Below are 19,296 nucleotides of genomic sequence, written 5' to 3' on the forward strand. Positions count from 1 at the left end.
GCTACTGAATATTACCTAGGCGTTCGAAACGAACTCCTGTTGGAACCCAGGAAGGCAAAATGCTGTCCGGGCCATTTTCAAAATCAAAACTCATCCAAATAAATACGGCTTTACCAACCAGGTTTTCTTTCGGTACGAAGCCCCACATACGGCTGTCCTGGCTGTTGTTACGGTTGTCACCCATGGCAAAATAACTGCCCTCAGGCACCACCCACTCATCACGACGAGTGCCAGGTTGCTGGTAATAACGCTCGGTCAGTTCGGGCAACTGAGGTGTCACCAGTACATCATGCGTCACACCCGGCAGGCTTTCGGTCAGCCGAACCATTTGCATCGCACCTTGTTTAAATTCATCGCGGTTGACGATATCGAGGTTAATCTTATTAAACTCACCACACGCCAGCCCATCGCGCTGTTGTTCACCTTCATTGCAATGCGGCTTTATATATAGCTGACGATCACGATACACGATACGATCGCCAGGCAAACCGATAATGCGCTTGATGAAGTCAATGCGCTCATCCAGCGGGAACTTAAATACCGCGATGTCGCCTCGCTGTGGATCGTCCACTTCAACCAACTGACTGCGCCAGACCGGGTCCTTGATGCCATACGCGTACTTTTGTACCAGGATAAAATCGCCGTCCAGCAGCGTTGGCATCATTGAACCAGATGGTATCTGGAAGGGTTCAAAAATAAATGAGCGGAACACTGTGATCGCAGCAATCATCGGAAAGATAGATTTTGCGCTTTCAGTGATGGCAGGCACAGGTGCTATCTGCTCAATGGTTTCCTCATCAAGCGGCTGCTCAGACGCGCCTTGTGCTAATGCGATACGCTCCTTACGCTTAGGCGCGTAAAGCAAATGATCGATTAGCCATATCAAGCCCGAGCCGAGCGTCAATAACACCAAAAATACTGAAAAATAACCTGCCATAATAATTCCTGTTACTTACCTACTTTAAGAATCGCAAGGAAAGCATCCTGTGGCACTTCAACGTTGCCCAGCTGCTTCATACGTTTCTTACCTTCTTTTTGCTTTTGCAGTAGTTTCTTCTTACGACTGACATCACCACCATAACACTTCGCGATGACGTTTTTACGTAACTGTTTCACGGTTGTACGCGCGATCACATGGTTACCAATCGCAGCCTGAATCGCAATATCAAACATTTGGCGTGGGATAAGCTCGCGTAGTGCGTCAGCTAACTGGCGTCCACGACCTTGAGAATTCTCACGGTGTGCAATAATTGCCAGTGCGTCAACCCGGTCGCCATTGATCAGAATGTCTACACGGACCATGTCGGATGTCTGGAAACGCTTAAAGTTGTAGTCCAGTGACGCAAACCCGCGGCTGGTCGACTTAAGCTTATCAAAGAAGTCCATTACTACTTCTGCCATTGGCAACTCATACGTCACCGCAACTTGCTTACCGTGGTAGCTCATTTTGGTCTGCACGCCGCGTTTTTCAACACACAATGTGATGACATTGCCCAGGTATTCCTGAGGCACCAGAATATTGGCCTCTACAATCGGCTCACGAATTTCAATGATGTCATTAACCGGAGGCAGATCAGACGGGTTATCGATTTGGATAACGCCATCTTTGGTTTCCACTTCGTACACTACCGTCGGTGCCGTCGTGATCAGATCCATATCGTATTCACGTTCAAGACGTTCCTGAATGATCTCCATGTGGAGCATACCCAGGAAGCCACAACGGAAGCCAAAGCCCAGTGCAGTTGAATTCTCCGGCTCGAAGAACAAAGACGCATCATTGAGGCTCAGCTTGTTCAGTGCATCACGGAAGTTCTCGTAATCGTCTGACGAAATCGGGAACATACCCGCATAAACCTGCGGTTTAACACGCTTAAAGCCTGGCAGACGCTCTTTCGCAGGCTCTTTGGTCAGGGTGATGGTATCCCCCACCGGCGCACCATGAATGTCTTTGATACCGGCAATGACAAAGCCTACTTCACCGGTTTTCAATACCCCGGTTTCGGTTTGTTTCGGGGTGAAAATACCGACTTTATCAGCGATGTGCGTCTGATCTGTCGACATAATCTTAATCTTGTCACCACGACGCAGCTCACCGTGCTTGATACGCACCAAAGACACAACGCCCTGGTACGAGTCAAACCAGGAATCGATGATCAGGGCCTGCAGTGGCTGCTCCGGCTCACCTACTGGTGGCGGCACGTCGCGCACGATCATTTCCAGTACCTCGTCGATACCGATACCTGTCTTGGCACTACACTGCACCGCTTCAAGCGCTTCTATGCCGACGATTTCTTCAATCTCTTCTGCAACGCGCAAAGGATCGGCCTGCGGCAAGTCGATTTTGTTCAACACCGGCAGAACTTCAAGGTCCATTTCAATCGCGGTGTAGCAGTTTGCCAGGGTCTGAGCTTCTACGCCCTGACCGGCATCAACAACCAGCAAAGCGCCTTCACAGGCAGCCAGTGAACGTGATACTTCGTAGCTGAAGTCAACGTGTCCCGGTGTGTCGATAAAGTTAAGCTGATACGTTTCGCCATCATTGGCTTTATAGTTCAGTGTCACGCTCTGCGCTTTGATGGTGATCCCACGCTCTCGCTCAAGGTCCATCGAATCCAGCACCTGCTGCTGCATCTCGCGATCTGTTAAGCCGCCGCATACCTGGATTAAGCGGTCCGAAAGGGTCGATTTCCCGTGGTCTATATGGGCAATAATTGAAAAGTTACGGATGTGCTTCATATACTGGATTCTAAACTTCTGTTTTTCACAAATAGAGATTAAACGCCGATTTTACAATTTATTTGGCGCAATCACCATCTATTTGCGTTAGGGGAAGGCTAATTGGATAAATTTTTATCACTTTGATGTCATGACGCAGCGCTTTTGTGCGTTGTTTTGCGATTTGAAAGCCTGTCAGGCCACCCAATGCAGCGGCCAGGATCTGCCAGGGTTCAGACACCCCCAGCATCAGGTGAGCAACAAACATGGCTAAAAACGCCATTGCCAGCGGTAACAAATAGACCCAAAGTGCATTTTCGACGACTTTACTGTCATCCAGTGCCAGGGTCATTTTTTGTCCAACCTGTACGGATTCCTCACACACTATGGGCAAGGCCTTTTTGTTGCTGCCAAACAGCTTGCTGAAGATCTGTGAACCGCACTTGCCATTGCAGCCGGCACAAGCCGGCTTGTCTTCGGCAACGAGCCAGACAGTATCGCGTTCAACCCGCGAGACGGTAAGCGTTTGTTCTATCATAGCGGCCGTGTCACCGACTCAGCGATTGCCTTGGCCGTCATTGTTGGTATCTTGCCAACCACAGAAACGTCAAATGCACCGGAGTTGTGGACATACACTGTGGTTGCGCCAGAACTGAGCGCGCCGCTGGCTCTTTGCCCCGACAAGGGTCTTTGTACAAATACGGAGAACTCCACCAAGCCGTCGGAAAACAAAAAGTAATCCGCCAGTTCATTGTTCAAGTCAAGCTTGTGACGGTCCGACTTGAGTAGTTTAAAACCTTCTGGCAACCAGCCAATACGCCAGTTGTTTTGCAATTTTTGCGTGCTTTCTGCCGGCGCAAGAGACGCTAAAGGCATAGGAAAGTCTTTACTGCTCAACTCTATCAGCGGTGGCGCCGGTTGCTCGGTCACACTGATGTGGGTGAGCTGCAACTGCTCTAACACTTCACCTTGCTGGGTGACATAGGCGGCTTTAAGCAGCAGCGCAGATTGAATATCAATCCACAGCCAGTAATTGTATTTATGTTCATCTTTAGATACTAAGCGAACAAGCTGCGCGGCTCTGTCGGCAATTCGCTCTTTACCACCGAGCACAAAATCGTAACTGTTCGACAGGCTGCCCACTTCGCCAAACAAAATTTCCGGAATGGGGCCCGCTATGGCATCGGTTTCGATAGAATAAGGTTGGGTTTGTGGCTCGAAGTAGGTGACTTTATTATCGACGCGCACCACTTCCAGGCCAGCACCGTTTTGTCGGCTGAGAATTTCCAGTTCACTGTTGTCCACTTTGCCGTGGATCCAGCGGTACGGTTCCATCCCCTTGCCTTTCACCACCACAAATGATGCATCAAAGTTACGCTCCTGAATGGCAGAAGACATATCAGTGAGCAGCTGTTTTGCATTAATGATTTCGCTGGCAACAACCTGGGCACTCAGGCCCACTCCCAGTAGTAACGCAAACCACTTCATCTACTTTGCTTGTTCCTCTTTTTCTTGCTGTGCCTGTTGAGCCAGGGCATGTGCCATTCTGGACTGGCGCTGATGCTCAAGTACCAGTGCACCAATACGTTGCTGTTGCAACTCTCTTAAACCTTTTTCAGCACTTTCCAGTGCAGGCTCTGAAGACAGGCTCACTGGCGACACCGAACCGGTTACCGGTGTGGATTGTAACACAGGAAAGTCGCCATTGGCTTGTTCCTGCGGACTATAATTGCTCACTCCCAGCACCGCCACCAAAGACACACTGGCTGCAATTGCAACCTGAGCCAAAGGCTTGCGCCAGTTCGACAAGGTAACAACGTTGTCTTCCTGAGGGGCTTTTTGTGGTTGCTGTTGTGATACCTGTTCGCCATAAGTAGCTTCATCGGCGAGTGCATCCGCTATGCTGGCGGTAATATCTATGCAAGGAGCCTGATTTTGCTGGCTACGCATTGCATCACCTATCAGCGCGTAGCGGGCAAACTTATCTGCATCGAACTGTGCCTGACTGGCGTTATCCAGTGCCTGCTCGGCATCGAGAATACTGGATGTAACTTGGCCGTCTTTGACATTAAAGTTTGATTGCGTCATCTACTATTACCTATGAGTGGGTTAATATTATTGTCAATGGCTTCACGCGCTCTGAAAATCCGCGATCTGACGGTGCCCACCGGGCAATCCATCACAACAGCGATTTCCTCATAGCTCATGCCTTCAATCTCACGCAGCGTAATTGCCGTTTTAAGATCATCTGGTAGCGATTCAATGGTCCTGAAAATCACTGCCTTGATCTCATCGCTAAGCAACAAGCTTTCCGGAGATGCGTTTGACCTGAGCTGCTCTGCGCCATCATAAAATTCGGCTTCCTCTGCATCTACGTCGTTTGCCGGCGGTTTACGCCCTTGTGCCACCAGATAATTCTTCGAGCAATTAACGGCAATCCGGTACAGCCAGGTATAAAATGCACTGTCACCCCGAAAATTGGGTAAAGCCCGGTACGCCTTAATAAACGCTTCTTGTGCCACATCGGCCACGTCGCCCGAATTGGACACGTAACGCGAGATCAATGCTGCAACTTTGTTCTGATATTTGGCAACCAACAAATTGAACGCATTTTTATCTCCTTGCTGAACACGCCGAACTATCTCTAAATCTAAATCCTGCTCGCTCATTCGAGCCGGTACTCCTCTTTGCTATTACTTGTTTTTCACACACATTGTCGCGCATTGTTGCCATCTTTTACAGCTACTCTGACTTAGTGCTGAATAAAAAGTTCTGTTTTTTTGATATTTTTTTTAAAATACCGCGTATTGTCACGTCATAAACGTATTCGGTGTCGGATAAAACAGCGCGCGGCAACATTGCGCTAAGCATAGCAGATTTATCACAACACACAGAATATCAGGTTTAATTAGCTAAGACCCACTAACATGAAAGAACAAGTTCAGCACCAAACAGATGTCATTATCGTCGGCAGCGGCGCAGCCGGGCTAAGCCTGGCCCTGTCGCTGGCCAACACCTGTCGCGTCACGGTACTCAGTAAGGGCGACCTGCGTGAAGGCTCAACCTTGTACGCACAAGGCGGCATTGCTGCGGTGTTTGATAAGAAAAATGACAGCATTGAATCCCATGTGGAAGATACTCTTGCAGCAGGTGCAGGACTGTGCGACAGAGAAGCCGTACATTATACCGCGTCTAACGCTAAGCAGTGCCTGAAATGGTTAATTGAGCAGGGCGTGCCATTCGATATGGAATTCGACAGCAAAGGAAAGGAGCGTTTTCACCTGACGCGTGAAGGCGGCCACAGCCATCGCCGTATCCTGCATGCGGCCGATGCCACAGGTAAAGCGGTCCAGTCGACTTTGATTGAACGCGTTCAGGAACACCCCAACATTTTGCTGCTGGAACAGTATAACGCCATTGATCTCATTACTCATGGCGCTTCAGGGCAAAAGGTGGTGCATGGCCTGTACGTTTACAACCGTCGTGCCAATCAAGTTGAAACTGTCACCGCTAAGTTTGTTGCGCTGGCAACCGGTGGCGCCAGTAAAGTGTACCTTTATACGTCTAACCCGGACGTATCCAGCGGCGACGGGATTGCAATGGCGTGGCGCGCCGGCTGTCGCGTTGCCAACATGGAATTTAATCAATTTCACCCAACCAGCCTGTACCACCCTGAGCTGCAAAACTTTTTGATCACCGAAGCCATGCGTGGCGAAGGCGCTTTATTAAGACGCCCCGACGGCACCCGGTTTATGCCAGATTTTGATGATCGGGAAGAATTAGCGCCCCGTGATGTGGTGGCCCGCGCCATCGACTACGAGATGAAACGCCTCGGTGCCAACTGTGTGTATCTGGACATTTCTCATAAAGACAAAGACTTCATTATTGAGCACTTCCCGACCATTTACGCCAAGTGTTTGAGTGTAGGCCTGGATATCACCAAAGAGCCTATCCCGGTGGTGCCCGCCGCACATTATACCTGCGGCGGTGTGATGACGGACTTCAATGGCCTGACCGATATCAGCAATCTGTACGCCATCGGCGAAGTCGCCTATACCGGGCTTCATGGCGCCAATCGTATGGCCAGTAACTCTTTACTTGAATGTATTGTGTTTGCTCACGCCGCTGCCAAGGACATTCTCGCCAAACTGGATACCCAGCCGTTGCCGCCACAGCTGCCGGAATGGGACGAAAGCCAGGTCAGTGACTCAGATGAGGAGGTGGTGATCACCCACAACTGGCATGAACTCAGGCTGTTTATGTGGGACTATGTTGGCATTGTACGCTCGACCAAACGCCTGGAGCGGGCACTGCGTCGGGTTGAGTTATTACAACAGGAAATCCAGGAGTACTACTCACACTTCAGAGTCAGCAATAACCTGCTGGAGCTGCGTAACCTGGTGCAAGTCGCAGAGCTGATCATTCGCAGCGCGCTGGCCAGAAAAGAAAGTCGTGGACTGCATTATACGCTCGACTACCCAGACAGTGCCCAGACCACCGCACCAACGGTGCTCACGCCCAGCAAAATCAAACGTTAATGCCATTCGGGCCCGAAGTTCGGGCTCATATCATCTGCAATACCTGGCGGCATAATTGTCGCCAGTATTGTTCATCCATTGCGTGGCGCATCACGCCAATATGCCGGGTGCCCTGTTCGGTCTTAACGCTCAGCACTAAAGCGCTATGAAAATACAGGTGCGCTGCCTTTAACTGCCCCTGCCAGTGCTGCTGCGAAGCCGATACAAACACCAAGCCTTGCTCCGGCAAGACGCCGAGCTGCCCTGAAGGTATAAAGTATTGGCGCGCCTTGTATCTGGCAAAGTAATAACCCAACAAGCAGGTGCCACTATGCCACCACCAAAGAGTTGGCGCTGCGATGATCAGGGCCAAAGCCAGGCAGCAAAAAAAGACCACGATGAATTTGTGGTCTGGTGTGTTCTGTGTGAAGTAAAAGCTAAGCGCGGACCCGGTCAAGAACGAACTTTACCATCGCATCCAGCTCGGGATAAGGACATGCCTCATGACCCATAAACCAGGCAAACAAATCGGGATCTTCAACTTCCAGTAAACGTTGAAACACTAGTTTATCCTGCTCAGATAACTGGTCATACGCTTCGTCAACGAAAGGCTCCAGTAAAATATCCAGCTCTAGCATGCCACGGCGACATGCCCACTTTGTGCGGGCTTTTGAATACAACTCAGCCATAATTTCCACATACCCCTAAAATTTGTCGTGTCGAGGCGATTATAACGTATCCTGCGGTGCACGTTAACTGGGTGAATAAACAATAATCCTGCCTTTGGCGCCTATCTCAGCTGCGAGAATTACGGTAATATTAGGTAAATTCTTCAACAAGGATCAATAAGATGGCACAAGCAAATGCATATCCTCTTAGTTTACAATTGATCTCTGTAAGCGGCGCCGATAAGTTGAGTTACCTGCATGGCCAGGTCACCCAGGATCTCAATCTGCTGACGGATGATAACTACCTGTGGGCCGGGCATTGCAGCCCCAAAGGCAAATTATGGGCAACGCTCAGGCTGAGTAAGTTAAACGACTCCTATCTGCTACTTGGCTCCCAGGCCGAAACCGACGCATCCTGCCGTGAGTTAAAAAAATATGGCGTGTTCGCCAAAGTTGATATTGAGATCACCCACCATCAGGTTATTGGTATTCTGACCGATGACATGACACACACTAGCGAGCAGCTCGGACTCACCTTCGCTCAGGAGGCCAATGCCTGTACATTTGCTGGCAATAATAAGGCACTGCAACTGGACAGCCAACGACTTCTGCTGATTGTAGAGCACGGCTACACCTTGCCACAAGGCATAGCGTTACACACAGATCCGACGCCGTTTGAGACCGCTTCGATTCTGGCCGGCGAGCCACAGCTGGGCGAGTCAAGCATTGACGAGTATGTTCCTCAAATGGTGAACCTGCAGGCACTCGGCGCGATCAGCTTTAAAAAAGGCTGCTATACTGGTCAGGAAACGGTGGCCCGAATGCGTTACCTGGGTAAGAACAAACGTGCCTTGTATATCGTCAAAGGTCAGGCTGCAGCGCATCCGCGGGAATCCGAACTTGAAATACAACTGGATGGTGATAACTGGCGCCGGGCCGGTAAAGTGATCCACCAGGCCTACGACAGCACAAGTCAGGACTATTATGCGCTGGCTGTAATGGCCAACGATTTAACCGACGCATCCGTTTTGCGCGGCAAAACACACCCGGACGTAGCGCTGGCTATCCAGCCACTACCCTACTCTTTAGAAGACAATTAAGCGGAAATATTATGAAGATTGCCCCGAATACCGTTGTAAAAATGCACTACGCTGTACTGGACAACGATGACAACAGCATAGACAACACCTTTGATGATGAACCTCTGGAGTTTATCGTTGGTACGGGTTATTTGATTTCGGGCCTGGAAGATGCCTTGATGAGCAAACAAGCGGGTGACAAGTTCAGTGTCAGTGTCGAGCCGCAAAATGGCTATGGTGAGCGTCATGATAACCTGATGCAGGCTGTACCAAAAAGCATGTTCGAGGAAATGGAAGTTGAAGTCGGTATGCAATTTCGTGCAACCACAGACGAAGGTGAGCAAACCGTGATTGTGATCGGCATCGAAGGTGACGATGTTATCGTTGATGGCAACCACCCGCTGGCGGGCATCACGTTAAACTTTGATGTTGAAATTCTCGAAGTGCGCGAAGCCACATCCGAAGAGCTGGAGCATGGGCATGTACACAGTGAAGGCGGCTGTGGCCACCATCACTAATCCACACATAAACACTAGAAAGCGCCTATTGGGCGCTTTCTTTTATTTGCTCAAGGGCGGCAAATACACCCGCCTGATCGTTCGTACCAATGCGATATTGTGTGCCATCTTCAAGCACAAACTCAATGGCTTTAAAACCATGTGCCGCGTACACCCAGCCATCATGCGTGATCTTCACCCCGATACCATGACGAAATGAGTTAGTCACTGCCGCGAACGATTGCAACTCATTTACATTGACCGTTTTCTTCAGGACACCCGGGCCAAACCACCAGCTCACGGTCTGCTGTTTCTGGTCAACTTCCAGTGTCAGCCCATAGAACAAATAACCTATCAACGCCAGAATACCAATAAATCCGTATAACAGCGCATTGTGGCCTAACAAATAGATTGCCATAGCAACAAAAGTGGCAAACCAACCCAGAAACGCCCAAATTATCCAGGACCATTGCGTGTTTTTATACATGCACTTCACTACCTAATTAAAACTATAAACAAGTGTGACACCCACTTCGCTGTCCACCTTCTCTTTGCCTTCTTCTGGCTGAGAATGATAGCGATAGGTGTAAGCGACTTTCATTGAAACCCCGCCCATTACCTGACTGATCAATGCCGTTTCAGAAAACATCCGAGCGCCGAGACCCGACATTGATTTTTCATAACTGATGTCCTGATTAAAACGGGTTCGCTTTGATACGGTGCGCTCCCACTGTAATGCCGCACGTAACAAGTGACCTCGTTCAACCCTTTGCTCCCCAGGCGCCAGTTCTACCTCATCCTCGCGCCGATACATAGACAAGCCCGGACCGAGATCAACGTCGACGGTATTCTTGCGTCCTTCGAAAATCCGCTTGCCATAGCCCACAACAAACGTGGTGGTGTACTCGCGACCATTGAACTCATCCCGCTCATAGTCGCCATATAAAAACAACGAGGTATTCTTCTCGCCTATTTTATAGTTGCCCTGCGCGGAGATGAAGTAGCGAGACGCGGTTTCATCTTCAATCTTAGTATCCGGGTCGACTTCCCGCCGGTATGCCCCGTCGAGCTTGAACTGATTACGCCAGTACTTAAAATCTTGATACAAGTTACTTTTAAGTTTAAATGCCGTATTGCTGGTATTGCCCCGATTAAGCAATACACCCAGCTCAACGTCACCATACAAAAACTCTCCCTCATGCAACGCGTGGATCTCTTCGTCTGACAACTCCCCATATTCATGAAAATCTTCGAATGGATCGACGGCAAAAGCCCGGGCGCTGAGCAAGAGCCCAGCGCAATAAAGGAAAAAAATGGCGTACTTCACTACAGTGATTTCTCTTACTGCTTCCAGACAATGTGGCAAAAAGGCGCATCCAGGTCGCGGCTTATCAGGATCTTGGCAAAAACGGTATCGCCCTGATCGAGCTCCAGACCCACGATCACCTGAACAAAGTGCTCCGCCTCTGCTTCTTGTTCATAAGCGACCAGTGACTGCCAGCTGTCATCGGGGACACTGTCTTCGATAAATCCAAATTCCTCGCTGTGGCTGTCGAACAGCTCAACGTCTTCGGCCGTCAGGTTGTCAGCGGCGAGCTCAAGGAAAATATCATAGGCTTGTTGCGATACTTCTTCGATGGAACTTAAACGTGCAGACATTACATTACCTCGTCTGTCAAAATTGAGTTGTATAGTAGCAAATTGCAAATTTACAAGGCTATGGCTTTTAGTTAGTTTGAGCAAAAATATCGTCCAAATACATGAAAAACGGTATTTGACCTGCCCGGTGTGCCATCAGCAGTACTGGCACCGTTAAAGTAAATACTCTATGCTAGCCCTGCAAACCGACAAGAATAATAATGATGCGCGAAAGAAGGAAACAGATATGGTCCAGTTAGAGACAACTGACGGCATCGCCTGGGTCACCCTGGCCCGGCCCGAAAAGCAAAATGCACTGTCTTACGAGATGTTCAGACAGTTAGATAAGATCATCCGTACACTCAGGCGCGATCGCCAGTTACGCGCTGTGGTGATCCAGGGTCAGGGAGCGCATTTTTGCGCTGGCCTGGATGTCGGCGCCGTCATGAAAAACCCCCGCAATATCTTCTCGCTAATTAGCAAATGGCTACCCGGTAATGCCAATCTGGTACAGCGGGTTGCGTTGGGTTGGCGCGCTCTGCCCGTGCCTGTGTTTGCCCTGGTACGGGGTAACTGTCTGGGTGGCGGTTTACACATCGCTTTGGGCGCTGACTATCGTATTGTTTCACCTGACGCTCAGTTCGCCATTATGGAAGCCCGCTGGGGGCTGTGTCCGGATATGAGTACCAGTTTGATGCTGCCTGGCATTGTAAGTCATGATCAGGCGCTCTGGCTGGCTTCTAATCCGACGCGTATTGATGCCGGGCAGGCCAAAGCGCTTGGGCTGGTGACAGAAGTCTGCGACGACCCGCTGGCCAATATCCAGCAACGATTAAGTCAGCTTGCGCGGGTGTCACCGGATGCGCTGGCTGCCATAAAGTGCCTGTACAATACGGCTTACCACCCGCCACAGCGTAAGTTGTTATGGCAGGAAACCTGGTTGCAGATAAAGCTGCTGCTGTCCAAAAATACCCGCACGGCTATGTACAATGGCCGTCAGCCTGACACGCCCAAACCATATCGTCCGCGCGGGAAATGGTAATAAGGTCGCATTGTGAGGCGCACGGATTGCGCTCAGAATACCCACAGGCTTAATCGAAAACGTGTCTATTATGATGATTGCTCTGCGATTTATCGCATCCCTTGCGATTCTGATTGGCTGCCTGTGGGCGGCCAGACTGGCCACGGCTGCCTTTGCCCTGAGTTTGCCAGCCCCGTTACTTGGGCTCGTGCTACTGTTTATTTTACTCCAGATTGGCACAGTAAAAAGCGAGTACTTACTTCCTTCTTGCGGGCCAATTTTAAAGTATATGGCCGTATTTTTTATCCCTGCCGGCGTCGGATTGATTAGCTATCTGGACACACTTGGTGAAAATGCCTGGCTGCTGGTGAGTGTGCTCATCCTGGTACCGGCACTGGGCCTGCTCCTGACAGGAAAACTGGCAAGCAAAGGCAGATACTATGATTAATATGTTGCTGGGCTGCTCAGTCACTCTGGTGTTATTTTTTGTCATGCGACGCCTAAATCACCGTTGGCGCTCACCTGTGCTGAATCCCGTTTTGCTATGCATTGTGCTCATCAGCGCCTGTTTACTCATCAGCGACATTGATTATATTGACTATCGCAATGCAACAACACCAATCAGCTTTTTCCTTGAGATTGCTGTAGTGGCCCTTGCCCTGCCGCTGTACCAGCAGCTCCATGCAATCAGACCTTATCTTGTCTTGATCTGTGCCTGCAGTTTTGTTGGGATCTCCAGTGCAACCCTGCTGGCCTTTTTGCTCTGTCAGTTGTTTAGCGCATCCACGGCACTGAGCGCTTCACTTATGGCTTTGTCTGTCACCACCCCCATTACATTGATTGTCACGGATTCGCTGAATGGCTTGCCCGGGGTTGCCGCCATTATGGTGATTCTCATTGGCGTACTGGGCGGCGTCTTTGGCTTGTCACTGCTTAGTTTAGCTGGAGTAACTCAGCCTCAGGCTAAAGGAATTGCGCTGGGCGTGGCCTGTCACGCAATTGGCACAGCGGCCGCGATGGAACATCACCCTGCTGCTGGTGCGTTTGCCTCCGCTGCAATGATAATCAGTGCCGTGATCACCGCAAGCTGGGTCCCGGTGCTTTTTACTCTGTTACAGGGCATAATCAGCTAAACTGATAGAAATCACTTTATCATCAACCAATAAGCTGTCATGAATTGCCGTGACAGCCACGCAGGAGCACACTGTGATAGAACAAGAAATCGCACAAATTGAACATTACTACGTGCTGATCCGAGATTACCTGGTCACTTACAGCATGCAATTATTGGGTGCGCTGGTGATCCTGATCCTCGGCTTATGGCTGGCGAAAAAGCTCGCCAAAGCCACCGAAACCCTCATGCTCAAGCATAATATTGACGTCACCCTGACAAACTTCATCAGTAATGTGGTCAAAGTCCTGATCATCATTATGTTTACCATCATAGCGCTCGGCAAAATAGGGATCAGTGTCACTCCCTTTGTGGCGGCAATTGGTGCGGCCTCACTGGGTGCAGGTTTAGCGGTGCAGGGCATGTTATCTAACTACGGCTCTGGGTTGGCCATCATTGCCACCCGGCCATTTGTGGTGGGCGACACCATAGCCGTTAAAGGGGTTTGCGGTCAGGTAAAGAGTATTGAACTGGGCCATACCATCCTGATCAATGAAGAAAAGGTCGAGATAACCATTCCCAACAAGCATATCATTGGTGAAATTATGCAAAATTCCTTCGCCCACTCATTGGTGAAAGGAGAAATTGGTATTGCTTACAGTGCCAGCGCCGAGCAGGCCATTGCGATTATTAATCGAATTCTGGCCGATTATGACGCCGTCGCAGACACGCCACAAGCCCAGGTTGGGATAGAAGCATTTGGCGACAGTGCCGTACTGATCAGCTATCGTTACTGGGTACCGACCACACAGATCATCGAGCATAAATTGACTATCAATGGTGCCATTTATGCCGCAATTCAGGCTGCCAAGATAGAAATCCCATTCCCGCAGCGGGTTGTCACTATCAAAGAGAAGCATACGTCCGCAGATTGATCCTGGCTATTTTTCACTCTATGCTGTCAATGTTTTGTCTACAAAACATACAACATGTAAAACGGAGTGATCTATGAACACAAGAAAGTTAATGAAGATATGCTGTGCTGCGGGCCTGCAAATGATTGCAGTGCACAGCTGGGCTCAGGCCGATACCGCCAACTATGACTGTCGCGCCCTCGCCGAGTGGTCCAGCTCAACGGTTTACCGCAAAGGGGATCAAGTACGTGCTCAGGCGCAAGCCTATGAAGCAAAATGGTTCAATCAAAATGAACTGCCGGCAAATAATTCAGGTACCTTTGACGTATGGCGACAACTTGGCCAGTGCATCAGCGGCAGCGCCCCCTTGGTTACTTTGCTAAGCCCGTCAGACGGTGCTGTGCTGAACAAAAATGACAGCGCTGTTTTTTCTGCAAATGCTAGCGATCAGGATGGCGACCTTGCTCAGGTTGAGTTTTTTGTCGATGACATTAGCGTCGGTATACTCAGCCAACCTCCTTACCAACTTACCTGGTCAGCACAGCTGGGCCTGCACACAGTGAGTGCAGTGGCAGTAGACGCCAAAGGGAATCTGAGTAAACCCGCAACGGCTGACATCACAGTGCGCGATGACAGCGGCAATGTCCCCCCGGCTCTCACCATTGAAACACCGACAAACAACCAGGCATTTAAAGTTGGCGATACCGTTAGCCTTGCTGTGCAAGCCACTGACACCGATGGCCAGGTTGTGCAGGTCGAAATGTGGCAAGATGCGCAGCGTCTGACAACACTCAACACCCCGCCTTTTCGCCATGATTTTGTGACCGTGAGCCCCGGTAGCAAGCAGCTCAGAGTCATTGCACAAGACGACAAAGGCGCAACCGCTGAAGCCAGTGTAACAATTCAGGTAAGCGCCGCAAGCTCTGGCGGCTGTGCAGGTCTGAGCACTTATCGCGCGGGGCAAAGCTATCAAAATGGTGAACTGGTCGCCCATAATAATCGCAAATACCGCTGCGACATTGCGGGCTGGTGCAGCTCCAGTGCTGCGTGGGCCTATGAGCCCGGTGTGGGCCAGCACTGGCAGGACGCCTGGAGCGATTTAGGGATCTGTGCAATCGCGCCGGAGATCAGTTTTAGTCAGCCTAACGACAATGCCACTTTGCTGCTTAACCAGCCGACACAAATCGCAGTCAGTGCCTCCGATGCTGACGGGGCTATTTCGCAGCTAGAGTTGTTTGCTGATCAAACCTTACTTGGCAGCACCGCGCAAAATGCACTGACTGTTGAGTGGACGCCAGGCAACACCGGGCCAGTTACACTCAGTGCCGTTGCAACCGACAACGAGAGCAATCAGAGCCAGCAAACCATCCAGGTTACAGTGACAGATCAGCCTTTGGTGGTTGATTTAACCGCTCCGACCTCAGGCACACGCTATGTTCTGGGTAATGCGGTCACTATCAAAGCTAATGCTCAGGCGCTCAGCGGTCAGATCTCTATGGTCGATTTTTATGCCAATGGGGTAAAAGTTGCTAGCGATATTCAGGCACCTTATGAGTTTAATTACACTCCCGCAACACTTGGACAGCTCAGCATCTATGCAACTGCGACCAGCACATCGGGAGATACCACAAACAGCCCGGCCGCCACTGTCACTGTGATTGCTCCACCGGTTGGCAAGACCCATAAACTCATAGGCTACTGGCATAACTTTGTTAATCCGGCTGGCTGCCCTATTCCATTGGATCAGATCTCCGACGCCTGGGACATCATTGACATTGCCTTTGCTGAGAACGACCGCTCGTCTAACGGCACGGTTCACTTCAAACCGTTTGAGAAGGACATTCGCTCTAACTGCCCACCCATTGACCCCGCTAAATTCAAAACCGATATGCAGGCACTGCAGGCCCAGGGCAAAGTTTTTGTACTCAGCCTGGGTGGCGCCGAAGGCACCATCACCTTAAATACCGATGCCGATGAAGCGAATTTTGTCAGTAGTCTCACGGCCATTATTCAGGCGTGGGGATTTGACGGCCTGGATATCGACCTTGAAAGTGGCTCAAACCTGTTACACGGTTCTCAGATACAAGCCCGCCTGCCCAGAGCAATTAAGCAGATAGAGCAGAATATCGGTGGTGATATGGTGCTCACCATGGCGCCGGAACATCCCTACGTTCATGGCGGTATGATTGCCTACTCCGGCATTTGGGGCGCATATATACCACTTATCAACGAGCTCAGAGACACGCTGGATTTACTGCATGTGCAGCTCTACAACAATGGTGGACTGCCCAATCCTTACGAGCCGGGCAGTGCACCGGAAGGCTCAGTCAATATGATGGTCGCACACGCCAAAATGCTGATTGAAGGGTTTGATCTTGCCGATGGCAGTCGCTTTATGCCGCTCAGAGATGATCAGGTCGCTATTGGCCTGCCATCCGGCCCGCAATCTGCCAATTCTGGTCAGGCACCCATTGCCAATATCATTGCAGCGCTGGACTGCCTGACAAAAGGCACACAGTGCGGCACCATTGCGCCCAGCCAGCCTTACCCGGCTTTTGGCGGTGTGATGACCTGGTCCATCAACTGGGATAAATTCGATGGCTACAACTTTTCAGTGCCCGTTGGTAATAAGCTCACTGAAATGAATCAGGGGCAATAAGCTCCCAGCTACGGGGTAACGGCACTCTGCTGACCGTTACCCTATTTAGGGCTTGTTCTTACCATTTGCCTCTGGCAGATCGGCATAATTAACGCTAAGGTGAGGTTTATCCGGTCAGTGCCAATGATATTCAAGGAGATCTCATGAGTAATCCCCCCTATACGCCGCCCAAAGTGTGGACACATCAGTCCAGTAGCGATAATAAATGGGCCAATATTAATAGCCCGAAATCCGGTGCCAGATATGAACAGGCACTCCCTGTCGGTGCGCACCCTTTGCAACTGTACTCGCTTGGAACACCAAACGGCCAAAAGGTCACCATTATGCTGGAAGAGCTGCTGGCACTTGGAGTAAGCGAGGCTGAATACGATGCCTTCCTAATCAATATTGGTGAAGGTGAGCAATTCTCTTCTGGCTTTGTTGACGTTAATCCAAACTCAAAAATTCCCGCCCTGGTCGATAAATCAGGCGAAACAGAGGTCAAAGTCTTCGAATCCGCTTCTATCCTGGTTTATTTAGCGGAAAAGTTTGGCCACTTATTACCCTCATCTGGCTCACCAAGAACAAACACTTTTAACTGGTTATTCTGGGCACAAGGTTCAGCGCCGTTTGTCGGCGGCGGATTTGGTCACTTCTATGCTTATGCGGATGAAAAACAGGAGTACCCCATCAATCGCTTTGCCATGGAGGCCAAGCGGCAGCTGGATGTGCTGAACAAGCACCTGGCAGACAACACCTATGTTGCAGGCGAACAGTACACCATTGCCGATATCGCCATCTGGCCCTGGTATGGCAACCTGGCACTGGGCAAGCTATACGATGCCGGCGAGTTTTTGCAGGTGCACGAGTATGAGCACCTGGTGCGCTGGGCTGAGCAAGTTGGCGCACGTCCTGCGGTACAACGAGGCCGGGTAGTTAACCGCACCTTTGGTGAGTCCTGGGAGCAGCTGCCTGAGCGCCACAGCGCAGCCGATATTGACGCCGTGCTGGCACTAAAAGCCTAACTATCCAGCGCGTGCCCCGCACGCGCTGATTTACCTACCCTCACAGAGGGTAAGCCATTGTGCTCCCCTCTCCCTTTAGTCCATCAGGTGGCCAGCGACTAACTGCAAGATAGAAAACACATAAATATAAATGACAATTATTTGCATTTGTGTTTTTATGTTTATAATAAGCCGATTATGTGGTGTTGAACCACTGCCCATCAACAGGAGGAGCTATCTATGCTGCAATCCGAAACTGCGCCAAATTGCACTGCCGAACAATACGAACATGCACTCGCCCCCTGGCAAAAAGCGATCACCGCGGGTAACTGTGCGTTTGAAAATCAGTCATTCTATCGCGCCAGAGATCACTATCAAAGTGCCCTGTATCTGGTGAGCAATTTAATCGCGCACTTTACGCATCAGTATGACCGGCAACTTCAGGAAGAGGCGCTGATGCATTGCTGCCCGGCCCTCGTCGTTGCCGCTCATAACCTGGCCGACTGCTACCTGGCCATGGCATTGCCACACAAAGCCTGTGAGCAGCTCATAGCAGTACACCAGCAGCTGGCCCAGCTCGGCGATCATGCCAACCCTCAGGTTGGATTCATCGCAATGCGCCACGGTATGAGAACGCGTACAGAGTTAATGCACTTTATTGCCAACCACCAGGCACACAAAAACCTGGTCAGCTGGGCGACTTCGGTACTCAACACCCCACCTTCAGCACACCCTTATCATTAATCCAAAGGAGAGAAGTATGGCATTTACACTGCCCAAATTACCTTACGCCTATGATGCGTTAGAGCCGCATATTGACAGTAAAACCATGGAGATCCACCACACCCTGCACCACCAGACCTATGTGAATAAAGCCAATGCCGCGCTTGAGGGCAGTGAATTTGCAAACCAATCCAGTATCGAATTGCTGACCAATATTCAGGATCTACCCGACGCTTTACGCGGTGCGGTGCGCGACCACGTCGGCGGTCACAACAACCACTCCCTATTCTGGGAGATCATGTCGCCGCAAGGCGGGCAATTACATCCCGGTGTGCTTTGTGATGCCATTGATAAACACTTTGGCGATTTTGACTCCTTTAAAGGCCAGTTTACCCAGGCAGCTGTCAGTCGCTTTGGCAGTGGCTGGGCATGGTTAGTCATTGATGCGCAAAAGTGTCTGCAGGTTACCAGCTCGCTGAATCAGGACAGCCCGTTGATGGACGGCATGACACCCATTTTGGGCCTTGATGTATGGGAGCACGCCTATTATCTGAAATACCAAAATCGCAGGCCTGAGTACATTGAAGCCTTTTACAAAGTGATTAACTGGCAGGAAGTGGAACGCCGTTTTATCGCCGCCATTGATTAATACCAATTTCACTTAATACTTGTTCCATTTGACGGATCAAATATGACGCTAACTGTGTTAAAAATTTCTTATTTAGAACGACTAAACATCAAAATTTTTGCCTGGTTATCGACCCTATTTTC

The 19,296-nt window shown here is 50.3% G+C and carries 22 protein-coding genes; 11 read left to right on the forward strand and 11 right to left on the reverse strand.

Going from position 1 to position 19,296, the window contains the following annotated elements:
- Position 1: 1 nt before the first annotated feature.
- The 6 genes from lepB to rpoE are packed head-to-tail and all read right to left on the reverse strand — an operon-like array spanning position 2 to position 5,384.
- Positions 2-937, reverse strand: coding sequence for a signal peptidase I (gene lepB / locus TW77_RS20175; protein WP_046006770.1), 936 nt, complete (start codon positions 935-937; stop codon positions 2-4).
- Positions 938-948: 11 nt separating this feature from the next.
- Entirely contained in the window at positions 949-2,736 is a 1,788-nt protein-coding gene (lepA, locus tag TW77_RS20180; RefSeq protein WP_046006771.1) for a translation elongation factor 4, read from the reverse strand.
- Positions 2,737-2,794: 58 nt separating this feature from the next.
- Complete coding sequence (locus TW77_RS20185; protein ID WP_046006772.1) at positions 2,795-3,253, reverse strand: SoxR reducing system RseC family protein; 459 nt, start codon at positions 3,251-3,253, stop codon at positions 2,795-2,797.
- Positions 3,250-4,203 (reverse strand): MucB/RseB C-terminal domain-containing protein, encoded by a 954-nt coding sequence (locus tag TW77_RS20190; protein ID WP_046006773.1) that lies wholly within the window; start codon positions 4,201-4,203, stop codon positions 3,250-3,252. Before TW77_RS20190 ends, TW77_RS20185 begins: the two co-directional genes overlap by 4 nt.
- Positions 4,204-4,803, reverse strand: a complete 600-nt coding sequence (locus tag TW77_RS20195) for a sigma-E factor negative regulatory protein (RefSeq protein WP_046006774.1) — start codon at positions 4,801-4,803, stop codon at positions 4,204-4,206.
- Positions 4,800-5,384, reverse strand: coding sequence for an RNA polymerase sigma factor RpoE (gene rpoE, locus TW77_RS20200; RefSeq protein ID WP_046006775.1), 585 nt, complete (start codon positions 5,382-5,384; stop codon positions 4,800-4,802). Before rpoE ends, TW77_RS20195 begins: the two co-directional genes overlap by 4 nt.
- Positions 5,385-5,642: 258 nt before the next feature.
- Between rpoE and nadB the strand changes: the two genes are divergently transcribed.
- The gene (gene nadB, locus TW77_RS20205; protein WP_046006776.1) at positions 5,643-7,253 is read left to right on the forward strand and encodes an L-aspartate oxidase; all 1,611 of its coding nucleotides are present in this window, start codon (positions 5,643-5,645) and stop codon (positions 7,251-7,253) included.
- 25 nt (positions 7,254-7,278) lie between these two features.
- On the opposite strand, the gene TW77_RS20210 is transcribed toward nadB, so the two are convergent.
- Positions 7,279-7,629, reverse strand: a complete 351-nt coding sequence (locus tag TW77_RS20210) for a protein YgfX (protein ID WP_162197976.1) — start codon at positions 7,627-7,629, stop codon at positions 7,279-7,281.
- A 40-nt stretch (positions 7,630-7,669) separates the two neighbouring features.
- Positions 7,670-7,921 carry a succinate dehydrogenase assembly factor 2 gene (locus TW77_RS20215; RefSeq protein ID WP_046006778.1) on the reverse strand — a complete coding sequence of 84 codons (252 nt, stop codon included), beginning with the start codon at positions 7,919-7,921 and terminating at the stop codon, positions 7,670-7,672.
- 161 nt (positions 7,922-8,082) lie between these two features.
- On the opposite strand from TW77_RS20215, the gene TW77_RS20220 reads away from it, so the two are divergent.
- Positions 8,083-9,000: a YgfZ/GcvT domain-containing protein gene (locus TW77_RS20220; RefSeq protein WP_046006779.1), complete on the forward strand. Its 918-nt coding sequence runs from the start codon at positions 8,083-8,085 to the stop codon at positions 8,998-9,000.
- A gap of 11 nt (positions 9,001-9,011) precedes the next feature.
- A complete protein-coding gene (locus TW77_RS20225) occupies positions 9,012-9,497 on the forward strand; it encodes an FKBP-type peptidyl-prolyl cis-trans isomerase (protein WP_046006780.1) in 486 nt (161 codons plus the stop codon).
- Positions 9,498-9,522: 25 nt separating this feature from the next.
- On the opposite strand, the gene TW77_RS20230 is transcribed toward TW77_RS20225, so the two are convergent.
- Genes TW77_RS20230 through TW77_RS20240 form a run of 3 tightly spaced genes read right to left on the reverse strand, consistent with a single transcriptional unit; the run spans position 9,523 to position 11,135 of the window.
- A complete protein-coding gene (locus TW77_RS20230; RefSeq protein WP_046006781.1) occupies positions 9,523-9,963 on the reverse strand; it encodes a hypothetical protein in 441 nt (146 codons plus the stop codon).
- Positions 9,964-9,975: 12 nt separating this feature from the next.
- Positions 9,976-10,803, reverse strand: a complete 828-nt coding sequence (locus TW77_RS20235) for a DUF481 domain-containing protein (protein WP_046006782.1) — start codon at positions 10,801-10,803, stop codon at positions 9,976-9,978.
- A gap of 14 nt (positions 10,804-10,817) precedes the next feature.
- The gene (locus TW77_RS20240) at positions 10,818-11,135 is read right to left on the reverse strand and encodes a DUF440 family protein (protein WP_046006783.1); all 318 of its coding nucleotides are present in this window, start codon (positions 11,133-11,135) and stop codon (positions 10,818-10,820) included.
- 226 nt (positions 11,136-11,361) lie between these two features.
- On the opposite strand from TW77_RS20240, the gene TW77_RS20245 reads away from it, so the two are divergent.
- From TW77_RS20245 to TW77_RS20280, 8 genes are all read left to right on the forward strand, one after another.
- Positions 11,362-12,156 (forward strand): crotonase/enoyl-CoA hydratase family protein, encoded by a 795-nt coding sequence (locus tag TW77_RS20245; RefSeq protein ID WP_046006784.1) that lies wholly within the window; start codon positions 11,362-11,364, stop codon positions 12,154-12,156.
- Between the two features lie 70 nt (positions 12,157-12,226).
- Entirely contained in the window at positions 12,227-12,583 is a 357-nt protein-coding gene (locus TW77_RS20250) for a CidA/LrgA family protein (RefSeq protein WP_052713286.1), read from the forward strand.
- Positions 12,576-13,268, forward strand: a complete 693-nt coding sequence (locus TW77_RS20255) for an LrgB family protein (RefSeq protein WP_046006785.1) — start codon at positions 12,576-12,578, stop codon at positions 13,266-13,268. The genes TW77_RS20250 and TW77_RS20255 overlap by 8 nt, the downstream gene beginning before the upstream one ends.
- A 73-nt stretch (positions 13,269-13,341) precedes the next feature.
- A complete protein-coding gene (locus tag TW77_RS20260; RefSeq protein WP_046006786.1) occupies positions 13,342-14,181 on the forward strand; it encodes a mechanosensitive ion channel family protein in 840 nt (279 codons plus the stop codon).
- A gap of 73 nt (positions 14,182-14,254) precedes the next feature.
- Positions 14,255-16,819: an Ig-like domain-containing protein gene (locus tag TW77_RS20265; RefSeq protein ID WP_046006787.1), complete on the forward strand. Its 2,565-nt coding sequence runs from the start codon at positions 14,255-14,257 to the stop codon at positions 16,817-16,819.
- Positions 16,820-16,962: 143 nt separating this feature from the next.
- On the forward strand, positions 16,963-17,823 hold the full coding sequence (gene yghU / locus TW77_RS20270) for a glutathione-dependent disulfide-bond oxidoreductase (RefSeq protein ID WP_046006788.1): 861 nt from the start codon (positions 16,963-16,965) through the stop codon (positions 17,821-17,823).
- 219 nt (positions 17,824-18,042) lie between these two features.
- The gene (locus TW77_RS20275; RefSeq protein ID WP_046006789.1) at positions 18,043-18,546 is read left to right on the forward strand and encodes a hypothetical protein; all 504 of its coding nucleotides are present in this window, start codon (positions 18,043-18,045) and stop codon (positions 18,544-18,546) included.
- Positions 18,547-18,562: 16 nt separating this feature from the next.
- The gene (locus TW77_RS20280) at positions 18,563-19,174 is read left to right on the forward strand and encodes a superoxide dismutase (protein WP_046006790.1); all 612 of its coding nucleotides are present in this window, start codon (positions 18,563-18,565) and stop codon (positions 19,172-19,174) included.
- Positions 19,175-19,296 lie beyond the last annotated feature (122 nt).

The sequence above is a fragment of the Pseudoalteromonas rubra genome, assembly GCF_000967655.1.
In the GTDB taxonomy this organism is placed as follows: domain Bacteria; phylum Pseudomonadota; class Gammaproteobacteria; order Enterobacterales; family Alteromonadaceae; genus Pseudoalteromonas; species Pseudoalteromonas rubra_A.

What these genes read in the sequence shown, in the direction of transcription:
- lepB (WP_046006770.1), bottom strand. Translation starts at nt 937, where the DNA reads ATGGCAGGTTATTTTTCAGTATTTTTGGTGTTATTGACGCTCGGCTCG.
- lepA (WP_046006771.1), bottom strand. Translation starts at nt 2,736, where the DNA reads ATGAAGCACATCCGTAACTTTTCAATTATTGCCCATATAGACCACGGG.
- TW77_RS20185 (WP_046006772.1), bottom strand. Translation starts at nt 3,253, where the DNA reads ATGATAGAACAAACGCTTACCGTCTCGCGGGTTGAACGCGATACTGTC.
- TW77_RS20190 (WP_046006773.1), bottom strand. Translation starts at nt 4,203, where the DNA reads ATGAAGTGGTTTGCGTTACTACTGGGAGTGGGCCTGAGTGCCCAGGTT.
- TW77_RS20195 (WP_046006774.1), bottom strand. Translation starts at nt 4,803, where the DNA reads ATGACGCAATCAAACTTTAATGTCAAAGACGGCCAAGTTACATCCAGT.
- rpoE (WP_046006775.1), bottom strand. Translation starts at nt 5,384, where the DNA reads ATGAGCGAGCAGGATTTAGATTTAGAGATAGTTCGGCGTGTTCAGCAA.
- nadB (WP_046006776.1), top strand. Translation starts at nt 5,643, where the DNA reads ATGAAAGAACAAGTTCAGCACCAAACAGATGTCATTATCGTCGGCAGC.
- TW77_RS20215 (WP_046006778.1), bottom strand. Translation starts at nt 7,921, where the DNA reads ATGGCTGAGTTGTATTCAAAAGCCCGCACAAAGTGGGCATGTCGCCGT.
- TW77_RS20220 (WP_046006779.1), top strand. Translation starts at nt 8,083, where the DNA reads ATGGCACAAGCAAATGCATATCCTCTTAGTTTACAATTGATCTCTGTA.
- TW77_RS20225 (WP_046006780.1), top strand. Translation starts at nt 9,012, where the DNA reads ATGAAGATTGCCCCGAATACCGTTGTAAAAATGCACTACGCTGTACTG.
- TW77_RS20230 (WP_046006781.1), bottom strand. Translation starts at nt 9,963, where the DNA reads ATGTATAAAAACACGCAATGGTCCTGGATAATTTGGGCGTTTCTGGGT.
- TW77_RS20240 (WP_046006783.1), bottom strand. Translation starts at nt 11,135, where the DNA reads ATGTCTGCACGTTTAAGTTCCATCGAAGAAGTATCGCAACAAGCCTAT.
- TW77_RS20245 (WP_046006784.1), top strand. Translation starts at nt 11,362, where the DNA reads ATGGTCCAGTTAGAGACAACTGACGGCATCGCCTGGGTCACCCTGGCC.
- TW77_RS20250 (WP_052713286.1), top strand. Translation starts at nt 12,227, where the DNA reads ATGATGATTGCTCTGCGATTTATCGCATCCCTTGCGATTCTGATTGGC.
- TW77_RS20255 (WP_046006785.1), top strand. Translation starts at nt 12,576, where the DNA reads ATGATTAATATGTTGCTGGGCTGCTCAGTCACTCTGGTGTTATTTTTT.
- TW77_RS20265 (WP_046006787.1), top strand. Translation starts at nt 14,255, where the DNA reads ATGAACACAAGAAAGTTAATGAAGATATGCTGTGCTGCGGGCCTGCAA.
- yghU (WP_046006788.1), top strand. Translation starts at nt 16,963, where the DNA reads ATGAGTAATCCCCCCTATACGCCGCCCAAAGTGTGGACACATCAGTCC.
- TW77_RS20275 (WP_046006789.1), top strand. Translation starts at nt 18,043, where the DNA reads ATGCTGCAATCCGAAACTGCGCCAAATTGCACTGCCGAACAATACGAA.
- TW77_RS20280 (WP_046006790.1), top strand. Translation starts at nt 18,563, where the DNA reads ATGGCATTTACACTGCCCAAATTACCTTACGCCTATGATGCGTTAGAG.